Annotated in this window: 13 protein-coding genes and 1 pseudogene; 8 read left to right on the forward strand and 6 right to left on the reverse strand. The window is 36.3% G+C overall.

The annotated features are described in order from the left end of the window. Window positions 1-735: peptidoglycan editing factor PgeF (gene pgeF / locus A9G30_RS03745; RefSeq protein WP_081295622.1), on the reverse strand; the 735-nt coding region annotated here is incomplete at its 3' end. A gap of 8 nt (window positions 736-743) precedes the next feature. Next, on the reverse strand, window positions 744-1,718 hold the full coding sequence (gene rluD / locus A9G30_RS03750; protein ID WP_065581851.1) for a 23S rRNA pseudouridine(1911/1915/1917) synthase RluD: 975 nt from the start codon (window positions 1,716-1,718) through the stop codon (window positions 744-746). A gap of 91 nt (window positions 1,719-1,809) precedes the next feature. On the opposite strand from rluD, the pseudogene bamD reads away from it, so the two are divergent. From bamD to infA, 6 genes and pseudogenes are all read left to right on the forward strand, one after another. Further along, window positions 1,810-2,532, forward strand: a pseudogene (gene bamD / locus A9G30_RS03755) (outer membrane protein assembly factor BamD); the annotation flags it as partial. Between the two features lie 391 nt (window positions 2,533-2,923). Continuing rightward, complete coding sequence (leuS, locus tag A9G30_RS03760; protein ID WP_065588107.1) at window positions 2,924-5,506, forward strand: leucine--tRNA ligase; 2,583 nt, start codon at window positions 2,924-2,926, stop codon at window positions 5,504-5,506. Between the two features lie 35 nt (window positions 5,507-5,541). Continuing rightward, the gene (lptE, locus tag A9G30_RS03765) at window positions 5,542-6,036 is read left to right on the forward strand and encodes an LPS assembly lipoprotein LptE (RefSeq protein ID WP_065588108.1); all 495 of its coding nucleotides are present in this window, start codon (window positions 5,542-5,544) and stop codon (window positions 6,034-6,036) included. Window positions 6,037-6,043: 7 nt separating this feature from the next. After that, on the forward strand, window positions 6,044-7,048 hold the full coding sequence (gene holA / locus A9G30_RS03770) for a DNA polymerase III subunit delta (protein WP_065588109.1): 1,005 nt from the start codon (window positions 6,044-6,046) through the stop codon (window positions 7,046-7,048). Then, entirely contained in the window at window positions 7,042-7,695 is a 654-nt protein-coding gene (gene nadD / locus A9G30_RS03775; RefSeq protein WP_065581846.1) for a nicotinate-nucleotide adenylyltransferase, read from the forward strand. Before holA ends, nadD begins: the two co-directional genes overlap by 7 nt. Before the next feature lie 221 nt (window positions 7,696-7,916). Further along, entirely contained in the window at window positions 7,917-8,135 is a 219-nt protein-coding gene (infA, locus tag A9G30_RS03780; RefSeq protein WP_025315083.1) for a translation initiation factor IF-1, read from the forward strand. Between the two features lie 111 nt (window positions 8,136-8,246). Here the strand turns inward: infA and A9G30_RS03785 are convergent, their stop codons facing one another. After that, window positions 8,247-9,689, reverse strand: a complete 1,443-nt coding sequence (locus A9G30_RS03785) for an amino acid permease (RefSeq protein ID WP_065581845.1) — start codon at window positions 9,687-9,689, stop codon at window positions 8,247-8,249. A 205-nt stretch (window positions 9,690-9,894) separates the two neighbouring features. Continuing rightward, window positions 9,895-10,161 (reverse strand): YkgJ family cysteine cluster protein, encoded by a 267-nt coding sequence (locus tag A9G30_RS03790; protein ID WP_065580500.1) that lies wholly within the window; start codon window positions 10,159-10,161, stop codon window positions 9,895-9,897. Between the two features lie 117 nt (window positions 10,162-10,278). Between A9G30_RS03790 and efpL the strand changes: the two genes are divergently transcribed. Next, entirely contained in the window at window positions 10,279-10,851 is a 573-nt protein-coding gene (gene efpL / locus A9G30_RS03795; RefSeq protein WP_065567057.1) for an elongation factor P-like protein EfpL, read from the forward strand. Window positions 10,852-10,865: 14 nt separating this feature from the next. Further along, window positions 10,866-11,759: a tRNA 2-thiocytidine(32) synthetase TtcA gene (gene ttcA, locus A9G30_RS03800; protein ID WP_065588110.1), complete on the forward strand. Its 894-nt coding sequence runs from the start codon at window positions 10,866-10,868 to the stop codon at window positions 11,757-11,759. A 591-nt stretch (window positions 11,760-12,350) separates the two neighbouring features. On the opposite strand, the gene glnE is transcribed toward ttcA, so the two are convergent. Beyond that, window positions 12,351-15,191, reverse strand: coding sequence for a bifunctional [glutamate--ammonia ligase]-adenylyl-L-tyrosine phosphorylase/[glutamate--ammonia-ligase] adenylyltransferase (gene glnE, locus A9G30_RS03805; protein WP_065588111.1), 2,841 nt, complete (start codon window positions 15,189-15,191; stop codon window positions 12,351-12,353). 458 nt (window positions 15,192-15,649) lie between these two features. Then, window positions 15,650-16,145 (reverse strand): hypothetical protein (locus A9G30_RS03810; protein ID WP_218057713.1); only part of this gene is annotated, 496 nt, incomplete at its 5' end.

Here is a 16,145-nt window from a genome sequence, read left to right on the forward strand (position 1 = left end):
AGTTCTGTTTTCACGGCGGTACGAAAAGAATTTATCTTGTTCAGTATAAGTGCAATAATCACCACCAAAAATTTGCGTTATTCCCATCATTTGTAAGCGCTGTTTAGCAATTAAATAAAGGTCGGCTAGGTACTTTTGTTCGGTAGGATTGATTAATTTGAACGCGAATTGTGATTTTTTATCGACTTTTTCAAATTGCTGTTTGACTTCAATACCGACTTCAAACTTTTTGGCACTGATAGTAGGGCCTAACCAAGCAATGATATTTGCTGGCGAGCAGGCAAATTTCTTAACCGTTTCTTCTAATATACCATTACATAATCCTCGCCAACCTGCATGGGTTGCGGCGACTTCGTCACCATTTGTTGTGCAAAATAATACAGGCATACAGTCTGCGGTTAGTACTACACTAACTTGTTTGGGTTGATTAGTATATGACGCATCGGCTTCAAGTGTTTGATTCAAATCGATGTTAGCTGTTGGCGGTTGTAATGGCATTTGTGAGATATCAAGCACTGAGGTGCTGTGAGTTTGTATTAGCCAATGCGGTTCGCTAGGTATTTGTTCCGCTTGCATAATGCGACGGCGGTTTTCCGCAACATCTTCTACGTTATCCCCCGTTCGATCACCCATATTTAAACTTGCAAATGATGCTAAGCTAACACCGCCACTACGTGTTGTAGTAAAGGCACGAATATTTTTTGGCGCCGTCCAATATGGGTAAATCGATTTAATCATATTTATCACCAATCAAGTTCATCTTTATGTTGTTCAGTATCTTGTTGCAATGCTTGAATCAATTTTTGCATATCATCAGGAATAGGCGCATGCCATTCCATCAGTTCACCTGTAATTGGGTGGAATAATCGCAACATGGTAGCATGTAGTGCTTGCCTATCAAAATCACGAAGCGTTTGAATAAATAAGTCGCTAGCACCTTTTGGCGGCCTTGGACGCCCACCATAAAGAGGATCGCCAATTAGTGGGTGCGCAATATGGGCCATATGAACTCGGATTTGATGAGTTCGCCCTGTTTCTAGTCTTAAGCGTAAGCGTGTGTGCAAGCGATATTTTTCCATCACTCGATAATGTGTAACAGCGGGTTTGCCAGTTGGAAAAACAGCCATGTGAGTTCGTTTAGTTGGATGACGTGTGATAGGCTGATCCACTGTGCCACCTGCGGTTATAATACCCATAGCAACAGCTTCGTATTCGCGCGTGATTTCGCGTAGTTGGAGCGCTTCAACTAAGTGCGTTTGAGCAGTAATAGTTTTAGCAACAACCATTAAGCCCGTGGTATCTTTATCAAGCCGATGCACTATCCCTGCGCGTGGCACTCGGGATATTTCTGGATAATGGTAGAGCAAGGCATTGAGCACTGTACCATTAGGGTTACCTGCGCCAGGATGTACCACTAAATCTCGAGGTTTGTTGATCACTAAAATATCGTCATCTTCATAAACTACATCGAGTTTTATATTTTCAGGTTGGTGATGGGTTTCTTCTTCAATTTCGGCATTGATTATTATTTTTTCACCACCCAGTACTCTTTCTTTGGGTTTATTGACGATCACATTGTTGACAGTGACTTTATTATTGACAATCCAATCTTTTATTCTAGATCGTGAGTAATCAGGGAAAAGTGCTGATAATGCTTGATCTAAGCGCATTCCTAGCTGGTTTTGTTCTATTTCAGTTGATAATTTTAACTCGTGCATGTGTAATTTATCTATTTTAAGCTGTTTTGTTTTAGAGTATTATATACCAATCATAGCTTTTAATGTTTAATTATATTTGGATTAAAACTGAATGAAATTGCGTTTACACTCTTTGTTAGCTATCGCTTTAAGTGGCATGTTAATTGGATGTACATCATCTAAACCTGATGTTGAAAATGTGCCTGAAATTGAGCTTCATAATAAAGCGAAATCAGATCTTGAAAATGGTAATATTAAATCCAGTATTGCTATATTAGAGGCTATGGACAAAAATTATCCATTTGGTCCTTATTCTCAACAAGTACAACTTGATTTAATTTATGCTTACTACAAGTCTGCCGATTTTCCGTTAGCGATTGCCTCAATCGACCGATTTTTAAAATTAAATCCAACGCACCCTAATGTAGATTGGATTATTTATATGCGTGGCATTTCAAATATGGCACAAGACGATAATATGATTCAAGGCTGGTTTAATGTTGATCGCTCAGACCGCGATGCAGATTATGCAGCTGCTGCATTTAAAGACTTTAATTACTTAGTATCTAGTTTTCCAAACAGCCACTATACTGCCGATGCACAAAAACGCCTTGTGTTTTTGAAAAATAGATTAGCCCGCTATCAGTTGAAAGTAGCGCAGTTCTATACTAAACGCGGTGCTTATGTAGCAGTAATTAATCGTGTGACAGATATGTTAACGATGTTCCCCGATACCGATTCGACTAAAAAAGCATTGCTATTAATGCGTAATGCTTATAATGAACTAGGCTTAGTAAACGAAACCCAAAAAGTTGATACACTGATCCAAGCAAATCTTCACAACATGCCGAAAGAAGAGCAACGTTCATTCTTATCATATTTTACTAGCATTTTTAATGGCGGTTAGACTGTTTTGAATTCGACAGCCCACCAATTGATAATTTTACCTAATATTAATTGCTATTTACATTTTATTAAATAGCAATTGGTTTTTCTGGTTATAGCCAATCAGCTTAAATGACTATAGCTTATTAATTGACTAAATCTCAGCAAAAATATCCTCTTTAACTTATCACTTATTATTCTTTAAATTGATTGTAGTTATTTAAATTCATCATGACAAAAATCAATGCACCAATTCATATATCATTTGTAAAACGAATCAATAACCAATACAATTAGCGACATATTTTTATTAGCAATAATAGATAGGACATTAACTCGTCATGCAAGAACAATATCGCCCTGATGAAATCGAAGCCACTGTACAAAAACACTGGCAAGAAAATAAAACCTTTCACGTTACTGAAGATCCATCAAAAGAGAAGTACTACTGCTTATCAATGCTCCCTTACCCTTCTGGGCGCTTGCATCTTGGCCATGTTCGTAACTATACCATTGGTGATACCATTTCACGTTATCAGCGCTTAAACGGTAAAAATGTACTACAGCCTATCGGTTGGGATGCGTTTGGTTTGCCTGCTGAAGGTGCTGCTGTTAAAAATAATAGTGCTCCTGCAAAATGGACTTATGAAAATATTGCTTATATGAAAAAGCAATTACAGCTTTTAGGCTTTGGTTATGATTGGGATCGTGAAGTGACCACTTGTCGTCCCGAATACTATAAATGGGAACAATGGTTCTTCACTAAACTATTTGAAAAAGGCTTAGTTTATAAAAAAACCTCAGCAGTTAACTGGTGCCCTAACGATCAAACGGTTCTTGCTAATGAGCAAGTGGTTGAAGGTTGCTGCTGGCGTTGTAACACCCCTGTTGAGCGTAAAGAGATCCCGCAATGGTTTATTAAAATTACTGCTTATGCCGAAGAATTGCTTAATGATCTAGACACATTAGAAAGTTGGCCAGAGCAAGTTAAAACCATGCAACGTAACTGGATTGGTCGTTCTGAAGGGGTCGAATTTGATTTTGCTGTTGAAAATTACGCTGATAAGTTACGCGTCTACACAACACGCCCTGATACGTTAATGGGCGTTAGCTTTGTCTCCGTTGCCGCAGAGCATCCGCTTGCTCAATTAGCAGCCAAAAACGATCCTAAAATTGCCGAGTTTGTCGCTGAATGTAAAAACACTAAAACAGCCGAAGCCGATATGGCAACCATGGAAAAGAAAGGTATTGCTACTGGTTTTTATGCTATTCACCCTTTAACAGGTAAAAAAGTCCCTGTTTGGATTGCCAATTTTGTGTTAATTGAATATGGCACAGGCGCAGTAATGGCGGTTCCTGCCCATGACGAGCGTGATTATGAGTTTGCTTCTAAATATAACTTGCCAATTAACTCCGTTATTTTAAACCAAGACGGCAATGCACCTGATGTATCTGAGCAAGCCTATACTGAGCATGGGATCCTATTTAATTCTGGTGAGTTTGATGGCCTTAATTTTGAACAAGCATTCAATGCCATTGCTGATAAGCTAATAGGATTGGGTATTGGTCAACGTAAAGTTAACTACCGTTTACGCGACTGGGGTGTTTCACGCCAACGCTATTGGGGAGCGCCAATTCCAATGGTGACACTTGAAGATGGTACAACCATACCTACTCCAGCAGATCAATTACCAGTTATTTTACCTGAAGATGTCGAAATGAATGGCATTACCAGCCCGATTAAGGCCGATCCTAACTGGGCAAAAACAACTGTAAACGGACAAAACGCACTGCGTGAAACTGATACTTTTGATACTTTTATGGAATCATCTTGGTATTATGCTCGTTATACTTGCCCACACTATGACAAAGGCATGTTAGATGAAAACGCGGCAAACTATTGGTTACCTGTTGATCAATATGTCGGTGGTATTGAACATGCTATTATGCATTTACTTTATTTTAGATTCTTCCATAAATTAATGCGTGATTTTGGTTTGGTATCATCAGACGAACCAGCAAAACGCTTGCTATGCCAAGGCATGGTATTAGCAGATGCATTTTACTACACAAGTCCAACGAATGAACGTATTTGGGTGTCACCAACTGAAGTCACGATTGAACGTGATGAGAAAGGACGCATTGCTAAAGCCATTGACAGTAAAGGTAATGAGCTTGTTCATGCTGGCATGACGAAGATGTCAAAATCGAAAAATAATGGTATCGATCCACAAGAAATGGTTGAAAAATACGGTGCGGATACCGTTCGGTTGTTTATGATGTTTGCTTCGCCTGCTGATATGACACTGGAATGGCAAGAGTCTGGCGTTGAAGGTGCTAACCGATTTATTAAACGTGTTTGGCGTTTAGTTTACGAACATGCCCAAAAGGGACAAACAGCTAAACTTGATATTGCAAGTTTAAATAGCGAACAAAAAACATTACGTCGTGAATTACATAAAACCATTGCGAAAGTGAGTGATGATATTGGTCGTAGACAAACCTTTAATACGGCTATTGCTGCTGTGATGGAGTTTATGAATCGCTTACAAAAAGCGCCACAAGAAACCGAGCAAGATCGAGCTCTAATGGATGAGGCATTAAATGCAATTGTTCGATTACTTTACCCTATGATGCCACACGCCTGTTTTGTTATGTGGCAAGCTTTAGGCCATAGCGAATCGATCGATAACACTACATGGCCTATCGCTGATGAATCGGCAATGGTTGAAGATGAAAAGCTCATTGTTGTGCAAATTAATGGTAAAGTTCGCGGTAAATTTACTGTACCAGCTAATGCCGATCAAGATTTTGTTATGGCACAAGCAAAACAAGAGCCTAACATCCAAAAATATTTGATCGATGTTGCTATCCGTAAGGTGATTTACGTACCGGGTAAATTGTTAAACCTTGTTGTTGGTTAATATTGTTTGATAACTCAATTTAGGCGGTTATAAGTATGAGAAAATATTTAGCATTCATTATGTTATTAACAATATCCTTAACAGGATGTGGATTTCATCTGCAGCATGAGCCAGAAGTACCTGAACGTTTCAAAACGATGTCTTATGTAAGTTATGATCCTTATGGCCGCCTGTCTCGCAATATTAAAGAGTTATTGCACGATAACCAAGTGACTCTAGCTAATAATAATGCTTCAGAGCAATTGCCATCGCTAAGAATGATAAGCGAAAATCTAAGTCGCAATACCATTTCGATTTATCAGGATGGTAAAGCTGCCGAATATCAATTAGTCTTAGCTGTTGAAGCACAAGTTGTTATTGCTGGTCAACAAACATACCCAATTAATGTTCGTGTATTTAGAACGTTCTTTGATAATCCATCTGAAGCATTAGCGAAAACGGTCGAGCAAGATTTAATTGAAAACGAGATGTTTAAACAGGCAGCTAAACAAATCATTCGTAAATTAAAATCAATTGATGCGGTAAATTAACGTTATCATGATTAAAATTAGTGCCGATCAAATTAGCCATAAATTAGGATCACCTTATTATTTGATTTTAGGTAGTGATCCTTATTTACAGCATTATACGCAAACTGAGTTACGAAACGCTTTTAAACTTGCTGGCTTTGATGAACAGCTTACTTTTGTTATTGATAATCAAACTGATTGGATAGCCATTTTTGATTGCTGCCAAGCAATGAATTTATTTTCAAGCAACACTTTGCTTCTACTTGATTTTGGTGAGAATTCATTAAATGCAGGCATTACCGCTAAACTTAATACGCTCAGCGAGATTTTAACGCCTGATATTGCACTGATAATCACGCTCAATAAAATGACTAAAACACAAGAAAATGCAATTTGGTATAAAGCTTTATCGGATAAATTGGTTGTTGTCAATTGTGCCACACCCGATACCTTACAACTACCACAATGGGTTAAAAATCATTTACAGCAACAACAAATTGCTATTGAGCCTAAAGCAATAGATCTACTTTGCTATTATTATGAGGGCAATTTGCTTGCATTAACGCAAATTATTGCACAGCTAAAATTGTTGTATCCCGATCACATCATTTCTTATGACGAAGTCGAAAGCAATATTAATGATTCAGCAATATTTACGCCCTATCATTGGACTGATGCATTAATGGCCAATAAAATAAAAAGGGCTATGCATATTTTACAGCAGTTAAAGATGAATGAATTTGAGCCATTAATCTTGTTGCGAATTATTCAACGTGAGCTAATACTGATCATTAATTTAAAAAAAGGGTTACAGCAAAAATCTTTAAAACAGGTTTTTGATGAATATAAAATTTGGCAAAATAAAAGAACGATTTATACCAATTATCTAAATCGTTGTGATATTAAAAGCTTGTTTAATTTACTAGCCAAACTGACTGAAATTGAAATCAGTCTAAAACATGATAATCAAGTTCAAATATGGGACGAAATATTTAATTTATCGATGCAATTTATGGGATTAGATAAATGTTGAACGCATTATTAGGAGGGACTTTTGATCCTATCCATTATGGACATCTTCGTCCTGCTATTTCATTAGCAAATGAAGTGGGATTAAAGCAAATTAGTTTATTGCCTAATCATATTCCACCCCATAAACCTCAACCCGAAGCCAATACTGAACAACGTTTAACAATGTTAAAATTAGCTATCGAAGATTTACCTTTATTTGCGTTAGATATAAGAGAGATCGTTCCTAGAGCATCAAAACGCCCGTCTTACACTATTGAAACACTTCAAGCGTGGCGAGAAGAAAAGGGAAATAGTAATGGACTGGCGTTTATTATGGGGCAAGATTCATTATTGAGCTTGCCAACTTGGAACAAATGGAAAACACTGCTCGATTACTGCCATTTGTTAATTTGCCGTAGACCAGGTTATGCACAAAATACCAATAACATTGAGCTACAACAATGGATTGATGAACATAGTACAACCAAAGTTGAACAATTACATGACTCACCTCATGGCTATATCTTTTTTGCGCATACACCACTTGAAGATATTTCAGCAACGGAAATTAGGCGAAATATTAACAATCAAGCACGTTGTGAAAAGTTATTGCCACCTCAAGTATGGCACTATATTCAGCAACAAAGACTTTATAACATAAAGAAATAGTAGAAAGGGCTTTACATCTGACAGTTTTTTCGGCATTATTTCGCCGCTGTATTTATATATTCTGAACTCAGTTTTTTTGTGTTTATACTTAGCTTGTTAGGCTTCTCATCAAATACCGATAAGGTAAGATAAAAGTGTAACATTATTGTTTTGTCATTAAGCACTTTACATGGCAAATCAATTAAGTATATTTAATTTGTATTTATTATTAAGAGGCCCCAATGGCAAAAGAAGATAACATTGAAATGCAAGGTACCATACTTGATACACTTCCAAACACGATGTTTCGTGTTGAACTTGAAAATGGTCATGTCGTTACTGCACATATTTCTGGTAAGATGCGAAAAAATTATATTCGTATTCTCACTGGCGATAAAGTTACTGTTGAAATGACGCCTTACGATCTATCTAAAGCACGTATCATCTTCCGTAGTCGCTAATATCGTTATCTAAATAAACTATTTAAAAGTATAACGGTTTATTTATCTCTTTTTTAATAAAAAATCCGTCGACCTTTGTCGACGGATGAGTGATAAATTTAAACTAGCGATTTAATCTTCTTTAGAAAAGTTCATCTGATCGTATTTAACCCATTTTGTCTTTTTGACTATTTTGTAACTAAAATAAATTACTAAAAATAGCGGTAAACCAATATAGGTTGCAATCACGCCATTCCAGTCAATGGTGTCTTGTAAAAATGCTTCGTAATTCTGACCTAAAGTAATAATCAAACATAGTACAAAAGCAAAAATAGGCCCCAATGGGAATAAGTTTGAGCGATATGGTAATTTATTAAGATCATGACCTTGAGCAATATAACCTTTTCTAAAACGATAATGGCTAATGGCGATACCAAGCCAAGCAATAAAGCCCGTCATACCCGACATGTTCAACAACCACAGATAAACTTCTTGATCTTTGTACATAGATGTTAAGAAACAAAGCATAGCGACAAATGTCGTTACTAGTAGCGCCACTCTAGGCACCCCTGATGACGATAATTTTCCAAAAATTTTCGGAGCCTTACCTTCTTTAGCTAAGGCATAAAGCATTCGAGTTGACGCATACAATCCTGAATTACCAGCAGAAAGAACTGATGTCAAAATAACAGCATTCATTAATGCCGCAGCTGACAGTAACCCTGCATTTTGGAATACTAAAGTAAATGGGCTTACACTAATGTCGGTTTCGTTATTGCGCAACAAATTAGGATCAGTATATGGAATAATTAAACTAATGACTAAGATTGCAAAGATATAAAATAACAAGATTCGCCAAAATACTTGTTTCATTGCTTTAGGGATGTTTTTTTCTGGAGAACTTGATTCACCCGCAGCAATACCTATCAGCTCTGTGCCTTGGAACGAAAACCCAACCACCATAGCTACGCCAATCATTGATGAAAATCCACCAACAAACGGAGCGTCACCTACTTGCCAATTGTGCCAACCTGCACCTTGTGCTCCACCCAAAATACCGACAATCATGAGCAACCCAACAGCAATAAAAAGAACAACAGTGACAACTTTAATTAGTGAAAACCAAAATTCTGCTTCACCAAAGCCTTTAACCGAAATATAGTTAAGGCAAAAGATAATGCTTAAAAATAGAAAGCTCCAAAGCCAACTATAACTGCCTAAATCTATCCAATATGAGATCACCAATTGCGCTGCAACTAAGTCAACCGCAACAGTAATTGCCCAGTTGTACCAATAATTCCAGCCAATAGCAAAACCAAATGCCTCATCGACATAACGTGATCCATAAGTTGCAAATGTTCCTGAAACGGGAAGGTAAGCAGCCAATTCACCCAAGCTTGTCATTAAAAAGTAAACCATTACGCCGATAATGGCATAAGAAAGTAGTGCCCCTCCTGGGCCTGCCTGCGCAACTGTTGCACCAGATGCAACAAATAATCCTGTACCAATGGAACCACCAATGGCAATCATGGTTAAATGACGAGCCTTTAAATCTCGTTTTAATTTATTTTTCATAGCAATATTCTTCTTTATTAAAGAGAGTCAATTTTATAGCGTATACGTATTTTCAACACGTTACATTCTTAGCTGTCAACTGGCAGCTCAAAATTTATATTAATCATTACAGATAAAATAAAATGCGCAGAAGTGTATCAAAAAAAAAGCATGACGAGATAAATAATTTTAATAATAAATCTCATTTGTTAAATAGAAGCAATACTTACCCACGTGTAAGTTGTTCTAATTGAGTTAAATAATCCAATGCTTGCTCACGATTATCACCGCACATCTCGTAACAGGGTTGTAACCGCTCACAAACCGATGGTCTTGATGCAAGCCCAAATAGCTGGCATTTAAAATCTTCACCTAAATGAATACAAGCAATACCAGCTATTTTACCATTAGGCATACCAGGAATATGAGAAGAAATTGATGGTGCAATACAACAAGCACCACAATTTTCTCGACATTGAAATAAATTTGCCATCATTTTTCCTTTAATTTAAAGCTTATTAATAAATTTAGTTGGTGACAATAACAAGTTAGCGTTAAAATAGCGAGTTAATTTTTTAACTCTATTTTTAATAATCGCGAAGAAAATATTATGGCTAAAGCAAATGAAATAAAACGTGGCGATGCAGTCACCTATAATGGCAAATTATTACTCGTTAAAGATATTGATGTTCAAAGCCCTAGTGCTCGTGGTGCCAGTACGCTTTATAAAATGCGTTTTACTGACGTCAAAAATGGCGGCAAAGTCGAAGAACGATTTAAAGGAGATGATATCCTCGAAACCATTGAACTGTCTCGCCGTCCTGTTAGTTTTTCTTATGTTGATGGGGATGAATATGTGTTTATGGATAATGAAGATTACACATCATTTATTTTCAAAAAAGAACAAATTGAAGATGAGCTTTTATTTATTCCTGAGGGCGGAATGGATGGAATTCAAGTATTAATGGCGGACGACGAAGTCATCGCATTAGAGCTACCACAAACTGTCGATTTAGAAATTGTTGAAACATCGCCAAGTATTAAAGGCGCTTCAGCAAGCGCACGAACTAAACCTGCAACATTATCAACGGGTCTTGTTATTCAAGTTCCTGAGTATATTGATAATAATGAAAAAGTCAAAATTCACATCGCTGAGCGTCGCTATATGAGCCGAGCGGAATAACTAATAAGATTGTGATGAATACATATAATCAAAATAAACTACATAAACGATTGCGTCGCCTAACGGGCGAAGCAATCGCTGATTTTAATATGATCGAACAAGGCGATCGTATTATGGTTTGCCTATCAGGTGGTAAAGATAGTTATACTTTGCTTGATATTCTTATTAATTTAAAAATCAGTGCCCCAATAAATTTCGAATTAATTGCGGTTAATTTAGATCAGAAACAACCTGGTTTTCCCGAACACGTTTTACCAGAGTATTTAAATTCGCTTGGTATTGAGTATAAAATCGTCCAAGAAAATACCTATGGCATTGTTAAAGAAAAAATCCCTGAAGGCAAAACAACTTGTTCTTTATGCTCACGCCTTCGTCGGGGAATTTTATATCGCACTGCGACCGAGCTTGGCGCAACTAAAATTGCGCTTGGGCATCATCGTGATGATATATTAGAAACACTGTTTTTAAATATGTTCTATGGTGGCAAACTTAAAGCAATGCCCCCTAAGTTAATGAATGATTCGGGTGAACATATCATTATCCGACCGCTGGCTTACTGTAAAGAAAAAGATATTGCTAAATATGCGCAAATTAAGCAATTCCCGATTATTCCTTGTAATCTTTGTGGTTCACAACCCAACTTACAAAGACAAGTCATTAAAGAAATGCTAAATGAGTGGGATAGGAAGTTTCCTGGCCGGATAGAAACCATGTTTCGAGCCACGCAAAATATCACCCTATCCCATTTGTGTGATACTAATTTATTTGATTTTAAAGGGATCCAAAAAGGTGATAGTGCTATTAATGGTGGTGACATCGCTTTTGACCGCGAAGATATCGCACCAATCAGCTTTGATGCTTCAGGTCTTGAAGATCAGGATCTGATTTTGTGGAAAGAAGTAAAATAGTGGCTTAATACTTAATATTGTAGACTCACACCGCTTCCTCATGAATGCCACTAATGTGGCATTTATTTTTTATTAATATCACTCAACATGTTTTAAAACTTTACCGTTGTGAAGAAATTTTAGTGAATATATACGTAGATAATACATGCGATTGAGTAAAAAATTTTACAAATTCAGTTGCTATGTACAAAGTAATAGTTTTAAAAAGCTTATTGGATAATTTGAAATTAAGCCTTTCTAAAAACAATTATTTAATCTATCCATTACTGGCAGCTAAAATTTTCAGCCATTAATAATATTAAAACAACATTTTCCACAAATGCTTGCAAAATCCCTCTCCTTTAGTATTTTATTATTGCTTTATTTCATGGCGAAATAATCGAAAATAACAAGCTTCTTTATTTTCATTACTATAAAATATTACCTAATCAAGTATCGTGGTTCAAAGGTAAACAATTCATCCCCCATGATGAGCCTTCTCATTCTAGCCGTTGTGAGGCTATCATGATAAATGACTTAATGCTTTTCTCCGCTTTTGACTACAAGCCTCGCCTCATCGTTGAAAGTAACAAAATAATAATATTTTACTCACTACATTAACCACTTACGCCAGCTTTGATTAACAATATTTTTTACTTGACTGAATTGCGAATCATCAACAGTACTTGGTAAAGCTTGTAATGCCAATTGATGAATTTTATTGCGCATGTCAATATAAGCTTGTGTTAGTTGCTGGGCTTCGTTGCTATCCATAATTTGGTAATTTGTTGCGAGTTCTAAAATACGAACGTTGTCGCTCCATGTTGTCATTTTTGGGTATTGATAAGCATAATTAAGTACAAGATATTGCGATAAAAATTCAATATCACCAATTCCCCCTTCATCAATTTTTAAATTAAACAAATGCGTGTGTGATGTGCTAAGGTGGGCTCTCATTTTTTCGCGCATTTGCCGAACTTCTGTTTTTAAGGTATTTTGATCTCGCTTTTTACAAAGTACATTATGACGAATTTGGTTAAAACGTTTTATTAATTCACTTTCGCCATATACGGCTCTGGCTCGTACTAATGCTTGATGTTCCCAAGTCCAAGCTTCATTCATCTGGTAATCCTCAAATGAATTTAAGCTACACGCAAGTAACCCAGCATTTCCCTGAGGGCGGAGCCTTACATCGACTTCATATAAAATACCAAAGCTAGTACGTACATTAAATAGGTGAATAATTCGTTGTACTAAACGCAAATAAAATTGACGACTGTCGATCTGTTTTTCGCCTTTGGTCATGCTGTTTACTGGGCAATCGTGTAAAAAGACTAAATCAAGATCGGAACCATAACCTAGCTCCCAGCCACCTAATTTGCCATAAGCAACAACAACTAATCCTTTGTCATTAGCAGATAAATGCTCTGGCTGACCATAACGGGCGGTTATTTGATTCCACGCCATTTGTATAACAAAATCGAGTAATGCTTCGGCCACATAGGTTAGGTGATCACTGACTTTCATGGTGGTTAATACATGCTCAACATCTGCGGTAGCAATATGGAGTAATTGCATTTGCTTAAATTGTCGTAATGCTTCCAGTTGTTGTTCTTCATCATCCACTTGAATACGAAGTAAATATTGATAAAGTTGGCTTTTATATTCGTGTGGTACAATCGTTTGGTGTAGCGAATTAACATCAATAAGTTCATCAAGCAATATGGGGTAATGAGCAAGTTGATCACTGATCATTGGCGATGCACTGCATAAGCGAATCACCTGTTTTAATGCGACTGGATATTCTAGTAATAACTCTAAATAGGTAGTACGACTAACAATATTAACTAGCAAAGGAAAAATTCTCGATAAAATAACTATTGCTTGTTTTTCATTACAAATGGATTCTAATAATCTAGGCATCAATTGATCGAGTATTTCTCGCCCCCGTACACCAATAGTACGTTTACCGATATCATCACGAAATTGTACAAGCATTTGCCAAAGTTGATTTACATCATCATCTGAATAAGATGGCAGTATTGCTTTTACATCATTTATTTGTAGATCGGGTACCCAAAGATCATCGAACTGATCATTGTATTGTTTTGCCGTGGATGATGTCGATTCATGTTCACCAATAAGCTGATTAAATATTTGGCGATTAGCTTGCATGCGCTTAGTTAAGTCACGTTGAAAATCAGCCCAGTTAGCCAATCCCATACCGCTAGCTAGGCGCAGCTGATCAAGTTCATCATCTGGCAAGGTTTGAGTTTGTTCATCGTTAATAGCTTGCAGTAAGTTTTCACAACGGCGTAAAAAAAGATAGTTTTCACGTAATTCGGTTACTTCATCAGTATTGAGCAATAATTCTTGTTCAATAACCTGTAAAGCCGTGAGCAATGAACGCGTTTGTAACCCCACTACTCGCCCACCACGTATAAGCTGAAAGACTTGCACAATAAACTCAACTTCCCGAATTCCCCCAGCACCAAGCTTAATATTATTTTTTAAACTACGACGACGTACTTCACGTTCAATCATGCTTTTCATATTACGTAATGACTGTAAAACGCTAAAGTCGATGTAACGGCGATACACAAAGGGTTTTAGCATTTGGTAAAGTTCATTAACATAAGGCGATTGCTGATCCCCAAGTATTTTAGCTTTAACCATTGCATAACGCTCCCAATCACGACCTTGCTCTTGGTAGTAGTCTTCCATAGATGAAAAACTTAACACCAAAGGTCCGCCATCGCCTAGCGGGCGCAAGCGCATATCAACACGATAAACAAAGCCGTCTTCGGTAATTTGATCAAGTGCTTTAATTAAGCGTTGTCCTAATCGAGTGAAGAATACACTATTATCAAGCTCTCGTCGCCCACCTTGCGTTTGCCCATGCTCTGGGTAAGCAAAAATCAAATCAATATCAGACGAAAAATTAAGTTCTCCACCACCAAGCTTACCCATACCTAAAACCAGCAAGGGTTGTAATTTACCTTGCGCATTACAAGGAGTGCCCCACTCTTTACAACTCAGGTCATAAAGCCAATCACGAGCCGTAACAATAATCACTTCTGCCAACTCGCTTAATTGTAATAAAATTTGCTCATCACAACTGATATGGGTTAATTGAGACCATGCTAATCGAACTAAAATATAACGCCTAAATTGCCGTAATTCTTTCATTAATTCAGTTTCATCCGAAACTAAGGTTAATATTTTAGTTAACCAATTTTGGTAATATTGTCGTTCGTCGGCTTTCGGTGGATTGTTTGCTATCTCAGAGAGCCACTGTGGGAATCGATAAAAAGCATCCACTAAAAAATCACTTTGTACTAAAATATCAAGATTAGCTTGCACTTCATCTGGCTGGCATTGTTTAAGTTGCGAGATAACTTTTTGCTTTTGTTGTTCAAGCAAAAGGCAAAGTGGTAGATTAAATTCCGACATGGGCAAACTCTCTTAGAAATATTGTTACTAAAAGTAAAATCACCAAAATAAGCCTCTATTATAAATAACTTTTGTCATTGATATAGTATTTATATAAAAAATAAAAGTTTGTAGAAAAATAGTGACGTATGCTTTTTATTGTTATTTTATCAAAAGATCTTAAAGATAATTCACTATATATTGAGTATCTTATTTAAGATTCGTTATTTACTTCAAGTGGTTAATTTTGATTTAAGGCAGGTAATTATTTTTACCATTTAAACGGTATAGACATATTGAATGTTTTTTACAAAATAAGGAATCCCTCATAATTAATAGATAGCTAATCATCAGGTAATTTATTCGCTACTTTTGGGTGTACTATTTTGGAAGATGAGCTACATCAATGGAGCTTATTTAATAAAAGAAAAATCTTAAAATTCTATCGTATCAATGTTCAATACGATAGAATGATGATCTTATTTGCTAAAAAATATCTTTACTACTTTGCGAACAACGAGCCAACCAATCAAACATAACACAACAAAAAATGCTATAATATAAGAGAATGCAATAGCTAAAATTTGTTTATCATTCAATGATTCAACCATCTTATCAAGCCATCCCAAATTCATAAAATAGGTATTGATAAAAAAAACAATTATAGATAGTAGCAAGGTTACACTAAAAGCAATAGCAGAACTAAAAGCTAAATTTTTTAGTTGAAGTTTAGACCCGACAGAAGTAAATTGTTTGCGTAAAGCAATGTAGCCAACGGTATTACATATTAGTAAAAAAATTGAATGAAAACTCATCGCAAAAATATCTGATTCGAAAAGAAAATCAGGAAGTAAAAAGTAATTCAAAAAGAATAAGACAATAACCAAATAATAAAAATTAAATAACAAGATAAATAAAGATAAATGAATTTTTTGACTATACTTTGGAGGTAATGCAATCATTTCCAGTTCCGTT

The organism is Gilliamella sp. Fer4-1, assembly GCF_001690515.1.
Classification (GTDB): domain Bacteria; phylum Pseudomonadota; class Gammaproteobacteria; order Enterobacterales; family Orbaceae; genus Gilliamella; species Gilliamella apicola_C.